Consider the following 20,103-nt stretch of genomic DNA (forward strand, 5'->3'; position numbering starts at 1 on the left):
CAACATTAAACTAATTTTTAATTCGTCTTTGCTCATCTTCCAAACCGGTTGAGCGGCGGCGCTCGGGTTTAATTTCTGTCTTACCAAAGCGGTAACTCAGACTTATACGGCCAATCCGGGTTTCATTTTTCTGCTCCAGATTATAATTAAGTCCGGTATAAGCACTGGTTATTGTTTGTCGGCGGGTATCAAATATATCGCTAAGCGCAAATTTGATGTTTGCCCGCTTATCCAATAAAGTCTTACTGATGCCCAGATCAATACCATACTGTGAACTTATTTTCAAAGTTCCATACTCAATCGGGGATCTGTAATCAGCTAAAAGTTCAGCACTTAAGGTCTTGTTAATACTGAATTTATGCTGTGAGTTAATTTGAAATGCTACTTTTCCGCTGTTCAGATCCTGTCCCCTAAGGTCGGAAGAACGAAATCCGAGATAGTATGCAAGTATATTATTACTGCTGCTCCACCATTTACTTAAAGTGACCGGGGCATTCAGGTTTAAACCATAATTGATCTGTTTATCCAGATTCTCATTGGTCTGGAATAATGCCTTCTTTGCAGTATCAGGAAGCAGAACCTCAGTAATTACATCCCTGGTCAGGCTGTAATTTAAGGATAGATTATAGGTCTTTTTATAATTATAAGACACTTCATAGTTATTGGTGTACTGCGGATTCAGGAATGGATTTCCCTGATTGTAGGTGTACTGATCAAGAAAGTAAATAAAGGGATTCAGGGCATCATAACTCGGGCGGTCGATACGGCGACTGTATGAGAAGGACATATCAAGATTTTTTGATAAGGTCTGATTGATAAAAAGGCTTGGGAAAACATCCAGATAACTGCGTTCAACCAGTTTAGAGGTAGTGATGGAATTTCCTTTTGAATTTGTTTGCTCAGCCCTCAATCCAAACTGAACACTTGTTTTCTTAAACTGTTTATTCAGATTCGTATAGGCGGCATTCACATTTTCATCATATACAAACTGATTGCTTCTTCGGATATCATTTTCCCAATTACTTCCCTTTAGTTCCTCAAACCTGAAATCATTATCAGTTTTAACAATACTGCTCTTTATTCCGGCTTCAAACTTCATAGTCTTATTCAAAGGCAGGGTATAATCTGCTTTGAGGGCTTTAATATTGATCAGAGAAGGGGTACTGTTCCTGAATAAAGAAGGGGCTTTGTTCGGTCCGTTATAATTTACAAATCGATTGTCGTAAAGGGTTCTGTTATCGCCGTTAAAACGGGAATAGTCAAGGTCAAGCGAAAGTTCCATTCCCGAAGTATCCAGAATTGATTTATAATTCAAATTATAAGCCATATTACTGTACTTACTATTTTCATTATTTATAGCAATTACCGACGAATCGGCCTGGCTGAATGATCGCCCGATAGCAGTTATATTATTGTTCTGATCTGTACCCGAATTGCTGTATCCATTCACCAGAAATCCCAGTGTATTATTCTTATTCAGAAAAAAGTCAAGCCCTGCTTTAAAATTATTGTTATCGCTCTTCCTTAATGAATTTACCTGCTGCCCGAAATAAGTCATCACATTTGAGTTTGAAACCTCCCGGTTAATGCTCAAATCCTGTCCGCGGTCTACACTTGAGAAATTATAGTTCCCGAAAAGGTTAATATCCCTGTTTCTGTGATTCAATGAAAGTCCGGCATTTGAACGATAATTATTCCCATAACCGGTACCTGCAGTCAGGGTACCATTTGTACCCACATTATTGCTCTTTTTGGTTTTGATATTGATGATTCCTGAATTTCCGGCTGCATCGTATTTGGCCGAAGGGTTGGTTATAAGTTCAATCGTTTCGATCTGTGAGCTGGGCATACTTTTCAGCAGGTTTGCTACATCTGCATTACTCATATAAGTTTGCTTGCCATCAATCATGACCAAAACACCCTGCTTACCCTGCATAGCGATGTTATCATTCTGGTCTACAGTAACTCCCGGGGCTCTCTGAAGTACCTCCAGGGCAGTAGAACCTGCTGCGACACTGCTGTTCTCAACATTTACTACCAGCCTGTCCATTTTGCGCTCTACAAATGGTTTAATGGCTCTTACTGTGACTTCTCCAAGCATTTTACTATCCTTTGAGACGATAATCTCAGGGAAATTCATTGAAGGATTAGCCTGGCTGATATTGAATATTTTAGTGCTTATTTTCTTAAATCCTATCATACTAGCGGTCAGAAAATAATCTCCGGCGGGTAAATCAGAAAGTAAAAACTTACCATCCAGATCACTTACGGCTGTGCGTACGAGTGAAGAATCAAGGCTTTTCAAGAGGCTTATGGTCGCGAAATCAAGAGGTTTTTTCTCTTCATCCAATACAGTTCCGCTTATTTTTGATCCCTGGATTTTGTTTTGGGCAAAGCCGGGTCCTGCAGCGCAAAGGAAAAAAAGTACAGTAAGTATAGAAGCAAAGTATAGTTTATTCATTTTTATTTTTAAAATCGGGCACAAAACTCTCCTGAGAATCTTTTCAATGATTCTTGCTACAAAACAGGAAAGCAGATTGCTGTTATTGGTTTAAATGTATTTGATGATAAGACGACAGGGAAATGATTTGGTTACAGTAAGAATGGAAAAAAGGGATTTTCGCATATCGGGGGGCTTCGGCTTATTGGGTTGGCAAAGGGAATATATTCTTATAATTACTGATAATCTTACACACCACCCCCTTTAATTCCCCCGCCGGCGGGGGACACTACCGCTAATGTAAAACGCCAGAGGATAATCTGTTTTTTTTTATTTTGATGCCACGTCATTCTCCACAGTAGGGGCTGTGATTTGCCCAGGGAGGTGGAATGGGGAGGCGGGTCAAGCCAGCCATCACATTGAATTATGAGGGAAAATGGAATTTAGGCTCAGTGGCCAGAATATTTATATGTCAGGGGGAGGTGGCGGGTCAAGTCAGCCATCACATTGAATTTTGAGAAAAAAATGGAATTTAGGCTCGGTGGCCGGAATATTTATATGTCAGGGGGAGGTGGCGGGTCAAGCCCGCCATGACAGCCGATGGGTGGGTGAAAAGGAGATTCCGGCTCAGAGGCCGGAATCTGCCAAATCCGATGGAAATGATTTAAGGAATCGTCTTTCATCCATTTCATTTCGGGTTTTCTAATTGAACATTGTATTTACCCAGTCCGTTTTCCAATTTGTGGCGAAAGCCCAATGTCATTATTTAAGGATAAATTACGCGTTAATTACAAAGGAGGTTCTCGCTTTCGCGAGATCCGATAGCTATCGGATGACAACTCCTTGGGTGTCGAGAGGAGATTCCGGCTCAAGGCCGGAATTGGGGTCTTATCAATAGCTGCAATTTACACATTGAAAAGGCCTTTTTAGGTACTAACTCCGATCCTGACAAAAGTCAGGATCTCCCCTGCTATTAAATATTGAACTGTCATCGTGGCGGAGGCCACGACCTCATTTTCTTCTTAACTTATTGTCATCGTGGCGAAAGCCACGACCTCCTCTTTACACCACTTAATAATTTATTTTCAAGGCGGGCTTGACCCGCCACCTCAACCTTTCTATAATCCATTGATATAAGGCTTGACCCGCCACCTCAACCAATAAAATAAATTCCCAAAGATTGCAGTCCCTAATCAATGAGGAATCCCTTCCACTAATACCTCATTTCCTGCCTTATCAAAATAAGTACAGCTCATTTTATCCATGCAGACTTCCCATTTTTCGATACCGTAGGCTGCGCACATACTGATGAAGGTCAGGTAGTCTGTTTTACCCTGTTGATGCGCTTTCAGGTCGGCTTTAAATTTTTCAGCATCCACTGAACCTGCAATAGTCACGGCCTCATATTTTGAAGGCACCTTTACTGTATAATCCCCTGAAACATGATAGTCAATATGTCCATCTAAGACATAAGATTCATAATGAGTGATACCCATTGTCTTAATTTCCCTGATGTAGGCCGGAAAATCGGCTCCCGATTTTACCTTGCTGTGTGCAGCCTTAATTTGATCTGCTGTAATCATTGTTTTTTGATTTATTGTTAATCGACTCATTGAACTTTTTGCAATCCTGATTCTTAGAACCTAATAGCTAAGCCTAAAAATTACCTTTCAAAAGTGCATTGCTAAAATTCCCTGTGATTGTAAAAAATCGTTTATCTACAGAAAGCGTTTGAACTGCTCGGGAGTATCGCCTGTAAATTGTTTGAAATCTTTGATGAAGTGAGCCTGGTCGAAGAAATTGTTTTCGTAGCAGATTTCCATCAGTGATTTTGCGTTCAGATTGTCGAGAACCGCATTAAAACGCACTATTGAAGCAAATTTTTTAGGTGTGGTTCCTACCACTTTACGAAATCGTTTTTCAAAGGGACTCTGACTGATAAACAGTTTCTCATTCAGCTCGCTGATCCTGATACTTCCTTTGCTCTGGTAGATAAGGTTAAGCGCTTCAAGAATAAGCTTATCTGCCTGAATATCTTTGAGCTGCGACAATAAAAACTGTTCCAGGATTTTTATCCGCTGTTTATCTTTTGCGGCAAGAGCTAATCTTTCCTGCACTTCATTAACTTTGCTCCTGTCGAAAATATAATCCAGCGACAGACTCTGGTTGAACAATTCATGAACCGGATTTGATGCAAAACAGGCAAATCCAATCTCAGTGAAGTAAATCAGAATAGTACCTATGCCGGCTGAACTTTTGAACAGTTTAAAGCTGTCGGAAATGCCCGTTATTCCTGCCGGTGCTAATTTGCTTAAAGTTTTGTCCTGAATTGTTGAGAGTTGCCCTTTATACTGAAAGCCGATAACCAATCCTGAAGTCGGAAATACTTTATACTCGTTTTCCAGTTCATTTTCTGATACGACAAAGTATTTGATATATGGCTTTAAGGAATCGACAGGAAAGTATTTATCAAATTTCATTTTGGGCTTTCTGTTCGCGATTTTTAAAAATAATAATTTAGCAATTGTTATTCTTAGCAGGGGCCTGCATATTACCCTGTTTACTACCAAATTTTCTCAGTGGCCTGATTATTGAACTAAATTATTAGAAATATCATAAAGACCAGGTAATACCTGTTTAAATTATTCTCTATAACAGTCTACTGAACAATTATTTATAAAATCATATTCCTAAAACCTAACAATACAGCCTCTTAGCGGCAACATTGCATTGTGTTTGTACGTATGAAGGAGTCGAATCTCTAAGGTTCTCAGGCTTTAGCCACCTGCCTTTAAATTTTCAATAAATAGTTACATGAATATAACAGCCAGGTATATCAATCAGGTTATACGTAATTGCAGCAATTCCACAGAAAGCGAGGAGGATTTAACCTTTTGGCGAAACAAGCTGTTCTCAACCACTATCATATATCTTTTACCTTTGTCGCTTATTGCTCTGGTACCAGGCATTTACTGGAGTTTAAAAATTGATATGTATGTCATAGCAGTAATTGATATTCTAACTGTTACATGCATTATTATAATAGGATTTGTTCCCAAGATTAAGCTCGTTTTCCGTAAGGTAATATTCATCTCCTCAGCTTATCTGTTTAGCTGTGCCATTTTATATTTTGTTGGGCTCAATGGGCCGGGACTTATCTATTTGCTTACCAGCTGTATTTTCAGTATCCTGATCTTTTCAACAAACTATGTCTATTGGTCTGCCTGGCTGAATACTTTTATATGTGTGATCTTCGCTTTGCTGATAAAATACAATCTGATACCTCAGACAGACATTCATGCCCATAATTTTGGTGAATGGATCGCAGTTTCAACAAACCTGATTTTCCTGAGCTTTCTATGTGTTGCTCTGATTCCCCGCCTATTTAAAAGTTTACAAAAAACCATTGAGAAAGAAATAAAATGGAAAAAAGAACTGGAAATTGAGAAGAAGGCATTGAATGATATGTCTTCAGCTTTGCAGCAGGCACTGAATGAAAATAACAAAACGCTGGAATCCTCTCTTGATATGATTTGTGCGGTGGATGCCAATGGTCACTTCATAAGGGTGAGTGCCGCATGTGAAGAGGTGTTGGGTTATAGAGCAGATGAGCTTATCGGAAAACGTACCATTGACTTTGTTTATCCTGATGACCGCATTAAAACCCAGCAAACTGCCGACAATGTTTTAGCCGGAATAAACGCAGTGAATTTTGAAAACAGATATGTCCATAAAAATGGATCGATAGTGCCTATCTCATGGTCTGTCCGCTGGGATGAAAAAGACCAGATCAGGTATGCAGTTGCAAGAAATATTACCGAAAAGAAAAAACTGGAGAAGGCGGTCGAAATTGAAAGACAACGGTTTTATGACCTGTTCCTGGAAGCCCCGGTGAGTATAGGAGTAGTAAGTGGTCCGAATCATATTTATGAGGTGGTTAACCCCCTTTATTTGGAACTAATAGGTATGAATAACATAATAGGCAAATCTGTAAAAGAAGTTTTGCCGGCTATGGTCAATCAGGGATTCATTAGCATCCTGGACTCTGTTTATAAAACCGGAGAAACCTTTTCAGCTAATGAGATGCTAATAAAACTTGATATCGGAGGAAAACTTACAGATAAATACCTGAACTTTAGTTACCAGGCACACAGGGACACTAATCAGCAAATTGATGGTATTTTCTTTTTTGCCGTTGATGTAACAGAACAGGTTAAATCCCGAAAGCGCATCGAAGTAAGTGAATTGCGCCTAAAAGAATCTCAAAAAATAGCACACCTGGGCAGCTGGGAGATCGATCTGTCAGATCAAACCCATTCATGGTCTGATGAAATGTATAAATTATTCGGTGTGGAAAGAGATGAAGTGATTCCTTCGCAAGAAGCATTTCTTTCCTTTATACATCCCGAGGATTTAGCGTATGTATCAAAAGAAATGGAGAATGCGCTGACATCTCATAAAAACTACTCTTTTGATTTCAGATTTATCACCAGAGAAGGCCTTACCAGGTACGGTACCAGTTTAAAACTATTGGATTTTGACACTGATCTCAAGCCTGTCCGGGTTTACGGAATTGTTCAGGACATCACTGAGCGAAAAGAAGTGGAACAGCAGCTCCGAAACAGTGAGTCGTTCAACCGGGGTGTACTGGATTCGCTGAATTCCAACATTGCAGTAATTGATTTTACCGGGACTCTCGTAGCTGTTAATGAATCATGGAATACATTCGGCCTCGAGAATGGTGCCTGCACATTGGCAGGTAACGGCATTGGTAGCAATTATTTTGAGGTTTGTTCAAAAGCCGCAGAAGATGGAGAAGAATATGCCGAAGAGGCATGCGCGGGGATAAAAGATGTTTTGAATGATGAAAAAGATGTTTTTTATCTTGAATATCCCTGTCATTCCTTTGATGAAAAACGTTGGTTTGGCATGCGCGCAATGAAGTTTGAGGGCAATCAGTCATTGGTTGTAGTCTCGCATCAGGATATTTCTGAACGCAAGTTTGCCGAGTTTGAGCGCAGCAGGGTAGCAAAGGACCTAATCCAGCGAAATAAGGATTTGGAGCAATTTACTTATATAGTTTCTCATAATCTGAGAGCCCCGGTAGCCAATATCCTTGGCCTTGTTGACATCCGGAATACTCCGGGCTTAAGCCAGGAAGAACAGGAAGAATTAAATCGTGGGCTACTTGAGTCTGTTGATAAGCTGGATGACATAGTAAAAGATCTTAATCAGATCCTTCAGATCAGGGGTACGAGGAGTGAAAGATACGAGGAGGTTGAATTTTCTACTTTGGTAGAAGACATAAAGATCAGTATTAAAAATTTGTTCGAACTGGATGTGATAGAAATAGTATACGACTTTTCAGAAATTAATACCTTTTCAACCTTAAAAAGTTATATCCACAGTATTTTTTATAACCTGATATCCAATAGTATCAAATATCGCCAGCCTCAGATTCCCTGTCTTATTAAAATTGAAAGCCATCTGCATGACAAGAAACTCCAATTAGCTTTTACTGATAATGGTTTGGGAATTGATCTCGAAAAACAAGGTGATCAGATTTTTGGTTTGTATAAAAGATTCCACCCGCATTTAGAGGGCAAAGGTATGGGCTTGTTTATGGTGAAAGCCCAGGTTGAGAAATTGGGTGGTAAGATAAGTGTCAGTAGTAAAGTTAATAAAGGGACAGAGTTTAAAATAGAATTTGAGTTGGAATAAATTCAGAGAGGTATTAATTATTCCTTTTAACTATCATGGCAAAAGGAATACCAGGATATATTACAGATGAGTCTGTCCCATCTGTATGGGATTGAAGACGCTGCACCTAACTCAAGGAAGAGTGGATTTGGCATCTTCCGGGCGACTTCCATAAACAAAAATACCCTCTCAAACAGATGAGAGGGTATTTATTGTAATTTTTGGGTTAATTACTTTTTAACTGAATCAACAGCAGCAGCAGCAGCTGAATCAACAGTATCGATTTGAGCTTCTAAAGAATCAGTCATAACTTCTGCAGTAGAATCAATTGTGTCAGTAGCAGCTTCTTCAGTTTTGTTTGAGTTACAAGCAGCAACTGAAAGAGAAATAGCTAAAGCTAAGAAACCGAATTTGAATAAGTTTTTCATTGTTTGGTTATTTAATTGAGTTTAAGTAATATGTTTTAATACAAGTTTTTTCAAAAGGTAACCCAAAGGAAGAAAAAATTTTAAAATATTTTTGAATTTTTAAGAAAAAAGCTGTTCGTGCTGAAACGATTGATTGCTTTGGGATATGGGATATGGGATATGGGATATGAGCTGTGGGCTATGGGCTATGGGCTATTAGCTATGGGATTTGGGCCCACTGTAGAGTTAAGCGAAGCGGATTTACAATGATGAGGAGTCTTCTGACTCCTCCCAGACGAAAATAACACTTCTTCATATTTAAATACAAAATATGCTAATTGGTAATAATGAATAACCTGATTATTTAAATTGTTAGCGAGTCTGAAGACTCTTGTTCATTTAATAATCCGTAGAGCGCTGCGCTAAACTACGGACAAATGAGCTAACAGAAAAGATGGTCTACTAGATCATTCGAGCTGTGCTGACAGATTCCGGCCTTGAGCCGGAATCTCCTTTCTCCCACCAATCGACTGTCATGGCGGGCTTGACCCGCCACCTACACAATCTCTGTCCGAAGAGTTTCCTGCGTTTACCAAAATTGATCTTTTAATACAACATCATGACATATGGTTTATTAAAATGGAGGTCGTGGCCTTCGCCACGATGACATATCGGTTTTAAGAAAACTGGAGATTCCGGCTCGGAGCCCGGAATCGGATTGAAATAAGTGCTAACAGAAAAGATGGTTTACTAAATCATTCGAGCTGTGCTGGCAGATTCCGGCCTTGAGCCGGAATCTCCTTTCTCCCACCAATCGACTGTCATGGCGGGCTTGACCCCAATGTTATTAAGTTAAGCTATTTACATATAAAATCTGACTAGCATGTTAATTTCTTCTTTTAATGATTTCAACTATCAATTTCAATTTATGGGATATATTACTCGCTCATGGCCGCGGGGCCTAGTCCTTTTCCTGCAGCAGAAAAGGACCATGCCGAGGAGGAACGACGAGACCATGAACACCCTAAAAAATAATAACCAACAGTGAATAAATGCCGCCGCTGCGCCTGATGCTTTGAAGGTTTCTGCTTAGGCCCGGACAATCGTTGCCGCACCGCTCCCGATGGCCATCGGGACGGAAAAAAGCTTATTAATGGGGGCTGCTAGCGTGGCGTCTAATAAAAACATTGAGGGGCGTGAATTAGCAGGATTTTAGGCATATCGCCTTGCAATGACATTCATATACTTTTTTGCGGCATTGGACAGGGCGGTAAAATTGTCTTTGCCATAGCACTGACTTTCATAGCCCTGTACGCAGCCGTTTATGGATGAATATTCCTAAACCTCTAACGTTAATCTTAGTAATCTTCGAATCTCGATATGGAGAAATTAATTTAAATGAAGCAGGATTTCCCGAGCGGGGGGAGGACAAAACGGCGGGCCGGGTGTATGGCCTTCAGTGGTGGGAGCGAAGCCTGCCCCGACCTTTTGGAGGGGTCAGTCTTGATTTTACTCAGTTTTAATTATTGTTTTTTAAGGTCTTCGTGGTCTCACCGCAAGGGCGGTTCGGCATTGGTTACTTTTTCATCAAGGAAAAAGTAAATAGGCCTCCGCGGCTATGAGCGGTATAATTTGAAATCATACGGAATAATTTTAATCCGTAATAAATATTAAAATCTGTAAATCAAATATTTAAGACAATAAATAATGACATTGGGCTTGACCCGCCACCTACACAATCTCTGTCCGTAAGTTTCCTGCGCTTTACAAAACTGGTCTACAAACAAAACATCAATCAGCTGTTGTACCCCCTGTCCTTTAATTAACCCCTAATCTCCCTCCTCATAAACAGGTAATAAGCAAGGGCAAAGCAGGCTATTGTGGATGCCAGTAAACCGCTTACCTGGGGCCATACAATCATTAAACTTTCTTTAAAAGGAAGCGGCGAAGGAATGGCTCCTGCCATTTGTTCCATCGTGATCGGCCCGAGGCTGCGTACAGATGGCATCAGCAGGGTAGTTATTCCATCAGTGTACAACTGGTTCGGAGCAATGCGCGACAGATTTAAAATAAGTTCATTGTAATAAATCACCTGGGCCTGAGAGAGAAAATTCGGATCAGGAACAATGGATTTTATAATCAGATTGATCACAATCTGGTAGAATACGGTAAAGAATAACCATATACCAATTGCGACCAGGGCAGATGTTGCCGCCTGTTTAAAACGGACTGACAGGGTAATGGACAGGCTTAACCAGAATGCGACATAAGCTATTGTCAGGGCGATAAAACCTAAGATCCTAAGGAACTCTTCCGGTTCAATGCGTACACCGGTTAAGATCAGTCCGCCACCGATCATCAGCAGGGCCAGCGCGACAAACAGGCTGCTGACAATCACCATCGCACTTGCGAATTTTGCCAGCAAGAGATTATCCCGGTACAGGGGCTGTGCCATTAAGCGGATCAATGTACCGTTATTCTGCTCCGAATTAACCGCATCAAATCCCAGACTGATGCCCAGCAATGGCGCCAGGAAGCTCAGAAAAACATGGAAGGGAGGAATAGAGTTATCGGTTATAGTAAGCAGCTTAAGGTATAAAAATATTCGATCCGGGTCGTTCGTATTGCCTGTTGCCGGTTTGATATTCGAAAGCGACACATACATCGAAGCAATAAAGGTCAGTAAAATAAGGGCAATAAGAACAGCAAAGCGCCAGCTGCGGATATGATCAGCAATTTCCTTGTGCACCATCACGCCAAAAGGCTTCCGGGTAGCAGGTTGACTTTTCATGGTTTTGTTTGGTTAATGCTATTGGATTCAAAATACTTCTGATAGATCTCATCGAGTCCGTAGCTTTTCTGATGTACCCCCAGAATATCATAACCCTTTTCAACTAAAAAGCGAACCAGGGGAGCTGTAAACTCGCGACTGCATGTAAATTCTATTTCCTGATCATGGATCATGATTTTCTTAAGAGCATCGAACTGCTTTAATTCGGCTTCAAGCGGCCAGGGCTGCGGAACAGCCTGCGCTAAATTAATAGTGGTGATGAATGCATCAGTACCGAATAAACTTTGCGCAAGTGTATCAATATTACCCTGCGCGAGTAATTTCCCATTGACGAAAATCCCCACCCGATCACACACCTGCTGGACCTGGTGCAGATGATGCGATGAAAGGAGTACTGTAAGTCCCTGTTGTTTACTCAACTGTTTAATCAATGCGAGAAAATCCTTTACTCCGGCAGGGTCAATTCCCAGGGTAGGCTCATCCAGAATAATCACTTCCGGTTCTTTGATCAGCACATCGGCCAGACCGAGGCGCTGCTTCATCCCTCTGGAGAAGGTGCCGGTTTTTTTATGCATTGCATCCTTCAGACCCAGCAGTTCCAGAAGTTCGATCGCACGTGCTTTAACTTTAGTCTCGGCCAGGCCATTCAGCCGGCCTATATAGACCAGGTTTTCAAGTGCCGACATCTGGTCGTAGAAGCCCAGGTTATCAGGCATGTATCCCACTTTTTTCTTAACCGCAATCGGGTTACTGGTCGCATTATATCCGCAAACATGGGCTGTACCGCTGCTCGGCTCGGTAAGTCCCAGCATCATTAATATGCTGGTGGTTTTTCCGGCCCCGTTCGGACCAAGCAAGCCGAAGATCTCAGCTTTCCCAACATCAAGATTCAGATCATCGACCGCTTTAAGGGAACCATAGTGTTTGGTTAAACCCCTGAGGCTTATGATAGGACTGCTCATACCGATATTTATCTTCTGCCGTATTTTCGAATCAGATAATAAACTAAGCCTATGGAAAGCATGATGACTAAAACCCCTATCCAGCCCGCAAGCAGGGAAGTTTTAACGATCAGCCGGAAAGCTGCTGCAGAATTCGTATTCGTATTTGCTGCTGTAAAAGTAGCTGCATAATCTCCGGCGATGGTCTTGTCGGGAACCTTTAATGAAGCGTTAACTTCAATTGATTTTCCGGGCTCCAGCTGTTTGATCTTTGCCGGTTCATAAGATGCTTCCCAGCCGGAAGGCATTTGAGAGGTCATCTCCACATCGTTTAAGGGAAGTGTCCCGGTGTTTTTCAGGATAAAATTCAGTTTCTTCTGGCTGCCCGAAGTAAGTTCCTCACTTAACCTTCCGCTCGGGGTACTCAGGCTTAAGCCATACGAGCCTTTTACGACCGCTTCAATCGTTGTTGATAAGGTTTCGGAAGCGGAGATGGCCTTAAGCGGGATGATATACTTTTTTGGAGCTGCAGTTGCGGTGGTATTAATTTCGATCGCAATGTCCTGCACTTTACCGGCATCCAGGCTCAGTGAACCTACCTGACTGCCCTCCACCCGGTAAGTGATTATCCAGCCTGCCGGTAAATCTGCCTTCAACTCAAAAACACGATTCTCTGCCGAAGCGTTATAAAGGCTGGTGGTGTACCTGAACGTTTCGTTTGCCGCAGCTTCAATATTCATGAGCTTAGCCGTAAAACTTGATTTACCGCCCTTCCTGACCGCCGATGGCTGAGCCTGTAGGTACGGACTTGAAACAAGCAATAATAAGAGAATTGTCAATTTGCGCAATGCGCTGAAATGGGTAAGTAATAATTGGGATAACATGATCTAACCACTAAAATTTTAAATAATAGCCTTCAAAAAATGTCTGAATTAAATGCTTTTTATTTTTCTAAAATGATGGCTCAAATAAAAAAAGCCGGACAAAAATTTCAAATAGTTTTAACATTTTTTAACAAATTGAGGGGGTTAAGAATGGCGGAGATGGCAAGGGTTTGATGGGGATGGGAGGAGGTCTTTAGGAATGAAGTATTGAGCTGATTAATGATAAACGAGTCTGTCCCGTATGTACAGGAGAACATTTAATAATCCGTAGAGCGCTGCGTTTAAAAACGAACAAATGATTGATAAATATTTGCAATTTTAATTATGAAAAGACCCGGAAAAGATCGGAGGTTTTATAAATGCTGGGGATTGATTTACTATAATCCCGATGACCCCTCTTTATTTGTAGACAAACAGTTTGGATACGGGCAAACTATGAATTTCGCTCATCGCTCATCCTGGTACCTTATGCTATTTGTCATCTTGTTTCCTCTTTTAGCTGTTCTTATACCGGTTTTTTTGATTTAGTCATTATGCTATCAGGCTTAAGACTCTAAACTCTGTCTTAGTCAAACAATTTCTTCCTGCCATAATACAAATAGATAAAAGGCCCAATTAAAGGAAAAAGAATAACTATGTTGGTCCAAAGCCATTTTTGATCTTTTTTATGATAGGATGCCTTGGAAATGTCAATCGTAGCCCACAATGCAACAATAACACATGGGATCATTAATATCAAGAGAATCACGGGTAATGTGTTCATCAATCATCTAGCATGATACTAATATAAAGAAGAAATTAATAATTAATATCAAATCACCGCCACTGTCCTTAGAGTTTCCAGCGATTACCAAAATTGATTTTTCAGTACAACAGTCAAGTCGTAACTTCTATTGACTTTCAGAAGAAGCCTTGATGCTGAATGGTGCTACTAGCCCTTTAGAGTTTCTGGCTGGAATGTAAAAGCCGTAGTTAGTGCTACGGCCTTTGTTGGTTTGCTTGGTGATCCTTAGCGGAATCCCGTACAGTTTACTCTTAGTACAAAGATACATTCCCTGATAGTCTTTTAAAAATCATTATATGAAAGACTTATCAATGCAAGTTATCAATGCCCGCAGTGCAGGAATTGATGTGGGTTCACGCTTCCATGTGGTAGCAGTGGATCAAAGAAGTGAAAATGTCAGGCAATTCGGAGTTTACTCGGAAGATCAGCAAGCCATGATTAAATGGCTGAAGTTGCACCAGATTCAAACCATTGCCATGGAAAGCACAGGAAACTATTGGCAAACGCTTTTTGATGCGTTGCAGCGGGCCGGCTTTGAGGTGCAGCTTGTTAATGGCAATCAGATCAAAAATGTAAAAGGTAAAAAGACGGATGTACTGGATTGCTTGTGGATTCAGAAACTACATTCATTAGGACTCTTAAATGGCAGCTTTCTACCTGCCGCTGAAATCCAAAGCCTGCGAACCTATCACCGCCATCGGATACATCTGATTGAACAATGTAGCAGATACATTAACAAGATGCAAAAAGCAATGCGTTTGATGAATATCCGATTGGATGTGGTATTGAATGATGTAATGGGGCAATCCGGTCGTTTAATCATCGAGGCTATTCTGGCAGGTGAGCGCGATTCAGATAAACTGGCTTCCTTAGCAAACTATCGGGTGAAAAAAAGCAGGGAAGAGATAGCAAAAGCACTGATAGGCAACTGGCGGAATGACCTATTATTTGAACTACGACGTTGTTTGACTCTCCATGATGTGTATTGCCATGAAATTAAGGAATGTGACCACCAACTAGAGATTGCCATAAAAAGCCTGTTGTCTCACTCTCAAGTGGCAGCAGACTTTAAGTATGCAAAAGCAACTAAACAACGAAATAAATATATACCCGAGTTTGATATTGAACGTTTCAGCTGGCAGTATTATGGAGTAAATTTAATGGAAATACAGGGAGTCGGAAGCGGAACAGTCCTAAGTTTTTTAACTCAGGTCGGAGATCGCATAAATCATTTTCCAAGCAGTAAGCATTTCTGCAGCTGGTTAAGGCTGGCTCCAAATAACAAAATAACTGGGGGTAAGATCATAAGTAGCCGAACGCCAAAAGGAAAGAATCCGCTTTCATTGGCACTACGTCAGGCGGCCAACGCAATAGGAAATCAGAAAGAGGGTGAGTTGGTTAATTTCTTTAAGCGAGTCGCATACAGGAAGGATAGAGCATCGGCCATAACCGCTACAGCCAGAAAACTTGCAGTTATTATTTATAATATGGTAACTAAACGAGAAAGTTATAAGCCTTCCAATCCAGTATCCTTATCAGACAAAGTGAAAAATAAAATAATCAAGAATATTAGGACAAGAGTTGAAGCACTTGAACTAAGCCAAGAGCAATTGAACTTCCTATTTCAAGGTGCCTCATTTTCAACGGCTTGATATGCTGTTGTACAGTTTTAGCGCAGCGCCTCTACGGATTGTCCAATGATGAGGAGTCTTCTGACTCCTCCCAGATGAAAATAACGCTTCATCATATTTAAGTACAAAATATACTCGCTGGTGATAATGAATAACCTGATTATTTATTTGTTATCGAGTCTGAAGACTCATGTTCATTTAATAATCCGTAGAGCGCTGCACTAAACTACGGACAGATGAGTGGTTTATCCTGCTCCCGAAGCTGGGCTCGAACCAGCGACCCTCTGATTAACAGTCAGATGCTCTAACCAGCTGAGCTATTCGGGAATTCCTCTTTTTTATCTACAAATACTGTTTGTGCAAACATTGTGACCGATTTATATAATAAATTAATAATTCTCGGTATTCAGATAATTCCTTCTAGCAAAATCCTTCTTCTGCCATACTAAGGTATCCAACCTTTGTCAATATGATCAAGTACAGATATATCCAATAACTCTCCTCCAGTCTTTAGCTTTCTTGTTAAACTGATATCAGCCTGACTAGGCTTGAGATTTCCCGAAGGATGGTTATGTATTAGTATTATCTGTGATGCTGCACTTTTAATTGCTGCTGCAAATATCACCTTTGGGTCTGCTATTGTCCCTGCCATTCCACCCTGACTAATATTAACTATTCCCAGAACCCTATTAGCTCGGTTCAGAAGCATTATCTTAAACTCTTCGATAAACTCAATGATTTCAAAATTCCAGTTCTCCAAGAGCAGCTTATGCACATCCTGAGATTGGTTATTTGCGGCCTTTCAGATGCCTTAACTTTTGATTTGTACGTTAGCCGGACTTCAGCCAACTTCATGTTTTTAGTTTCCATATTTTTTTATTTATATGGAACTCAATCAGCTTTCTATCTCCACTAAATAAAGGAGGAGTGGAATAAATGGACTTGTGGGCAGAATTGTGGGTTTATGCCAAGCTCCTTTTAATGTGTGGAGATTGAAAGATAAATTTGTGGAGATTATTAATAATAAAATAGTTGAAGTCCCGCAGTTGTAGATAAACGAACGTAACGAATCTGTGAATTCTTAGTAAGTAAAAAATGTTGCAATGAATTTAAGAGTTAATAACAGGTATGAACTATTTTTTGATTGCAGTTTATTTGTTTAAGCGGTCTAAATGTCCTCCATATCGTCAAAAAGGTCTTCCCTTTCATCCTCCCAGAAAATATTATAGAATTGATAATTGGGATCTATTAGTTCTCTAATAACCTCCAAACCAATATCTGGATCATCAAAAGCTATGCTTATATCTCCTTTATTGTATTTCTGCAAGAGTTTCTTTGTAAAGACTTCCTCAATAGCACCCCAACATCTGAAACTTAATAATGGAGAGCATCTTTTTAGCATATCTTCACTTAATGTCTGCCAATTTTGAAACCCTTCCACCCTAGGAGTACAGAAATTTGCCAAGAAAGATTCACCTACTTCTGTAATAGATATTAACGATCCGCCATGGCCCATAGGGTCGTGTTCTTTGATAATATTTACGATTTTTTTGACAATTATATTTGGTTCAAAATTCTCATTGTGAAAATGTCGCTCAAATGATTGAAATGGTGCAAAATTGAAAATCGAAATACTATACGGTGCAAGAGATAACTCCCAGTTGTCTTTCCACAAGAAAGCAAAGCCATGATTTTTTTGAGCGTTGCCTTTCGAAGCCATCGCTGAGAGAGCGGTTTTCATTTGTGAAACATAAGGATCGAGTCTCGTGCGATTACTTTGATCTTCATAAAGGTTATAATCATAGAGGCAAAGTTGAAAACCACCTATATGTTCATTACAAAGGGTAAACGATACAGTGTCCTCGGCAATAGAAGAAACATCAAGAATTCTTAGTTTTACCTCGCCTTTATCGATTATTGGTTCCAAGCATAAAAGATTTCTTTGCTGCCAAAATATTTCATGGAATGCATAATGTTTGAGTAAGGTCGGCCATACCGAAGAAATAAGGACGTTAATAATGTCACCATCAGAGATAAAGGGAATATATGTCTTCACCTCATTTGCATATGCGCTAATTTCGGTTCCGGCCTGTCTAGAAGGTGTCACAATATTTTTTAGTTCAACAATTACTATTGCTTCAGTCTCAGGTGCATAAAGAAGAAAGTCCGGTTTGAGAGAGTCGGATGGGTTAAAGGAGATATTGTCATTCTCCGAAATAATTTCGACTATGTCTAAAGATGCAAGACAATATTTAAAACTATCAAACACTTTTTCGTCACTTAGACTTTTTGGAAGGTACAAGTTGAAATCTTCCCTATTGATAATTAGGTCGTTAAGGCCATCCCCTTCTTTAAGCTTGGTACTAAGCCAAACCTGCATTTCACTTTCGTTGTTAAATATTGTTCCAGACATAATTCATAAATAATCTAATCATGTGAGAGGAAACTTTCTGTCTTCTAAAACCTTCGTGGTTATGTAAGACAGCACATCTACCGTAATCAAAACTTATTATGATCGTGTATGAAAAGGTAGACTTTCTCAATTAGAGATTTTGCATCGTCTGACATGTCATCCCAATTGTTCATAAAAGATGTTGCTTTCAAGGCGAACTCAGCTTTGTTTAATAATATTGGAGTTGCCTTTTTTGATACAATCATAGTGATTTTTTTGAGTGTTCCATCATCAATTAATGGTTGGAGAACGTTGCCAAACGGTATAAAAGCATATTGTGATTGATCAAGGCCAAATGAAGTTAAGGCTTTCGCTGTTCTTTTACGATAATGGTTCAACGTATTTAGTAAGATAGATGGTGTAAGAAGGTTTTCAATTTCTCTTACAGGTAAAGGAATATAATTTTTTGAGAGTTGACTTGCTAACACTTTATGTCGTTCTGACTTATTTTCATCAAGATCATGTATCAATAATAATCTATTAGTTATCCTCTTCGCTTTAATTTGACTATTTGGTTGTTCTAATTCGTCAAAGTTGTAATGTACTATTTGGTTCCCCCCAAATTCAAGAAAGGAAAAATGCAAATCTTCATGAAATATCTTTGCACCTGCAGCTTTCTCTTTTTCCTTCATGTATAACTCAAGATACTTTTTTAGGTATATCCTGTCTGAAATACCCTCTATCCATATACAACAGTTAGAAAGAAAGATTGAAGAATTCCGTACTCCTAAAAGGTTAAGTAAAGATAAATCTGGGGTAGAAAAAGTTTGCATATGAAACCTTGGTTGATTATTTATGAGAGATTTTTCAAAAGAAAAAATGGAAATTTGGCTTCTATTGTCAAGTGAGGTTTCTAAAATATGATTTGAATGAGTAACGATAAATGCACAGGTTAAAGGAAATAGTCTTAACGCTTCTATGAATATTCGTTGCATTCCAGGGTGAAGATAGAGCTCGGGTTCTTCATATAGAATAATGTGATTGTACTTCCTAAAATAAAATAACGGAAAAATCAAAATAATTATCGCCTGAATTCCATCCCCTAAATGAAAAATTGGAAATTCTTTTTCTTCCCCAATTTTTACAAAGACATCTTTTATGTTATCATGTTCTATAGCATTAAGTTCTACATTTTTGTTATTAAAGAACTTTTCGCTAAGAAATAACTCAAACCCTTTTATAATTTGCCTTTTCTCTTCGTTTCCGTTACGTAATGTATAAATATCGTCAAATAGCGATTCGCCGGAAAATATATTGTTATCGGGAAAAGTTGGAATGTATTTAGGTGCTGCATGGATATTAGATTCATCTTTGACAGCATCGACAAAATAATCTAAAAAAGGTCTTATCCCTAGTATTGGATTCTGAATTGTCTCAAAATCAATTGGATTTACCTGGTGAGAGATTTTCTTGTTTCCTTTAATGGTAGAAAATTTTCTTAGACTTCTAAAAGAAGGAACGTATGTAGTCTTCAGTCCTCGATTCGCTGGAACTTTTATTATGGAATCTATGTGAGCTTTTATTTCCTCTTTAATCTGTTCCAGATCTATTAACTCTGACTTATTAAAATCTGTCATGTTTTTCGATCGAGGATGAGAAAGAATCGACCAATCATTGAATGAGTAAATTAAAGTCTTTTCATCAAAATATTCTTTTTTGTTAAGAGAAGACAGCCACTGGTCGTGAAGGCTCAACGATATTTTCTTCAGTTTAGGTAAGATCTTATCCAAAGTTTTTATAAAATCAATGGAAGATATTGTTGTCAGTGATATACCGCGAGTCTCATCATAAGGTAAACGGACTTTATCATCAAAGGCTGGAGTTCTATATTTATAAAACTGCTTAGCTAAGTTTCTTAGAAATCGGCTTTTCCCTGAGTTATTTGGACCTACAAAAAGGTTTATTTGTGAAATATTCTTAAGTGAGGTTATTGGATTTTCACCATCGTAATAATCCTTTATAAAAGTTGAATCTGGGTGGAATTGGATAAAGTCTATCATATAAGTTTAGGAGATTTTCACTTAAATATATATTTTTTATATAGCGGAAAAAAATCTCCCTACTATGTAGTAT

14 protein-coding genes and 1 tRNA gene are annotated in these 20,103 nt (G+C 39.4%); 3 read left to right on the plus strand and 12 right to left on the minus strand.

Annotation, left to right across the window (positions count from 1 at the left end):
• Nucleotides 1-10: 10 nt before the first annotated feature.
• From VGE44_RS00210 to VGE44_RS00220, 3 genes are all read right to left on the minus strand, one after another.
• Nucleotides 11-2,461 (minus strand): TonB-dependent receptor domain-containing protein, encoded by a 2,451-nt coding sequence (locus VGE44_RS00210; RefSeq protein WP_331075762.1) that lies wholly within the window; start codon nucleotides 2,459-2,461, stop codon nucleotides 11-13.
• Between the two features lie 1,172 nt (nucleotides 2,462-3,633).
• Nucleotides 3,634-4,023: a DUF1398 domain-containing protein gene (locus VGE44_RS00215; protein WP_331075763.1), complete on the minus strand. Its 390-nt coding sequence runs from the start codon at nucleotides 4,021-4,023 to the stop codon at nucleotides 3,634-3,636.
• A 135-nt stretch (nucleotides 4,024-4,158) separates the two neighbouring features.
• The gene (locus VGE44_RS00220; protein WP_331075764.1) at nucleotides 4,159-4,920 is read right to left on the minus strand and encodes a helix-turn-helix domain-containing protein; all 762 of its coding nucleotides are present in this window, start codon (nucleotides 4,918-4,920) and stop codon (nucleotides 4,159-4,161) included.
• A gap of 334 nt (nucleotides 4,921-5,254) precedes the next feature.
• Here VGE44_RS00220 and VGE44_RS00225 point away from each other — a divergent pair, with 334 nt between their 5' ends.
• Nucleotides 5,255-8,161 carry a PAS domain S-box protein gene (locus VGE44_RS00225; RefSeq protein WP_331075765.1) on the plus strand — a complete coding sequence of 969 codons (2,907 nt, stop codon included), beginning with the start codon at nucleotides 5,255-5,257 and terminating at the stop codon, nucleotides 8,159-8,161.
• 209 nt (nucleotides 8,162-8,370) lie between these two features.
• Here the strand turns inward: VGE44_RS00225 and VGE44_RS00230 are convergent, their stop codons facing one another.
• The 4 genes from VGE44_RS00230 to VGE44_RS00245 all read right to left on the minus strand — a co-directional run bounded on the left by VGE44_RS00230 (nucleotide 8,371) and on the right by VGE44_RS00245 (nucleotide 13,163).
• Nucleotides 8,371-8,568, minus strand: coding sequence for a hypothetical protein (locus VGE44_RS00230; protein ID WP_331075766.1), 198 nt, complete (start codon nucleotides 8,566-8,568; stop codon nucleotides 8,371-8,373).
• 1,801 nt (nucleotides 8,569-10,369) lie between these two features.
• The gene (locus VGE44_RS00235; RefSeq protein WP_331075767.1) at nucleotides 10,370-11,338 is read right to left on the minus strand and encodes an ABC transporter permease; all 969 of its coding nucleotides are present in this window, start codon (nucleotides 11,336-11,338) and stop codon (nucleotides 10,370-10,372) included.
• Entirely contained in the window at nucleotides 11,335-12,300 is a 966-nt protein-coding gene (locus tag VGE44_RS00240) for an ABC transporter ATP-binding protein (RefSeq protein ID WP_331075768.1), read from the minus strand. The genes VGE44_RS00235 and VGE44_RS00240 overlap by 4 nt, the downstream gene beginning before the upstream one ends.
• A gap of 8 nt (nucleotides 12,301-12,308) precedes the next feature.
• Entirely contained in the window at nucleotides 12,309-13,163 is an 855-nt protein-coding gene (locus VGE44_RS00245) for an NEW3 domain-containing protein (RefSeq protein ID WP_331075769.1), read from the minus strand.
• A gap of 324 nt (nucleotides 13,164-13,487) precedes the next feature.
• Between VGE44_RS00245 and VGE44_RS18400 the strand changes: the two genes are divergently transcribed.
• Complete coding sequence (locus VGE44_RS18400; RefSeq protein WP_414649251.1) at nucleotides 13,488-13,691, plus strand: DUF5808 domain-containing protein; 204 nt, start codon at nucleotides 13,488-13,490, stop codon at nucleotides 13,689-13,691.
• Nucleotides 13,692-13,728: 37 nt separating this feature from the next.
• Here the strand turns inward: VGE44_RS18400 and VGE44_RS18405 are convergent, their stop codons facing one another.
• Nucleotides 13,729-13,926: a PLDc N-terminal domain-containing protein gene (locus tag VGE44_RS18405; protein WP_414649253.1), complete on the minus strand. Its 198-nt coding sequence runs from the start codon at nucleotides 13,924-13,926 to the stop codon at nucleotides 13,729-13,731.
• 317 nt (nucleotides 13,927-14,243) lie between these two features.
• Between VGE44_RS18405 and VGE44_RS00250 the strand changes: the two genes are divergently transcribed.
• Nucleotides 14,244-15,599, plus strand: coding sequence for an IS110 family transposase (locus VGE44_RS00250; protein ID WP_331075770.1), 1,356 nt, complete (start codon nucleotides 14,244-14,246; stop codon nucleotides 15,597-15,599).
• Between the two features lie 232 nt (nucleotides 15,600-15,831).
• Here the strand turns inward: VGE44_RS00250 and VGE44_RS00255 are convergent.
• The 4 genes from VGE44_RS00255 to VGE44_RS00270 all read right to left on the minus strand — a co-directional run bounded on the left by VGE44_RS00255 (nucleotide 15,832) and on the right by VGE44_RS00270 (nucleotide 20,030).
• Nucleotides 15,832-15,905, minus strand: a tRNA-Asn gene (locus VGE44_RS00255).
• Between the two features lie 118 nt (nucleotides 15,906-16,023).
• Nucleotides 16,024-16,353, minus strand: a complete 330-nt coding sequence (locus tag VGE44_RS00260; RefSeq protein WP_331075771.1) for a JAB domain-containing protein — start codon at nucleotides 16,351-16,353, stop codon at nucleotides 16,024-16,026.
• Nucleotides 16,354-16,746: 393 nt separating this feature from the next.
• Nucleotides 16,747-17,991 (minus strand): hypothetical protein, encoded by a 1,245-nt coding sequence (locus VGE44_RS00265; protein WP_331075772.1) that lies wholly within the window; start codon nucleotides 17,989-17,991, stop codon nucleotides 16,747-16,749.
• Nucleotides 17,992-18,077: 86 nt separating this feature from the next.
• Nucleotides 18,078-20,030, minus strand: a complete 1,953-nt coding sequence (locus VGE44_RS00270; RefSeq protein WP_331075773.1) for an AAA family ATPase — start codon at nucleotides 20,028-20,030, stop codon at nucleotides 18,078-18,080.
• Between the last annotated feature and the right edge of the window lie 73 nt (nucleotides 20,031-20,103).

It is taken from the genome of Daejeonella sp. (assembly GCF_036405355.1).
In the GTDB taxonomy this organism is placed as follows: domain Bacteria; phylum Bacteroidota; class Bacteroidia; order Sphingobacteriales; family Sphingobacteriaceae; genus Daejeonella.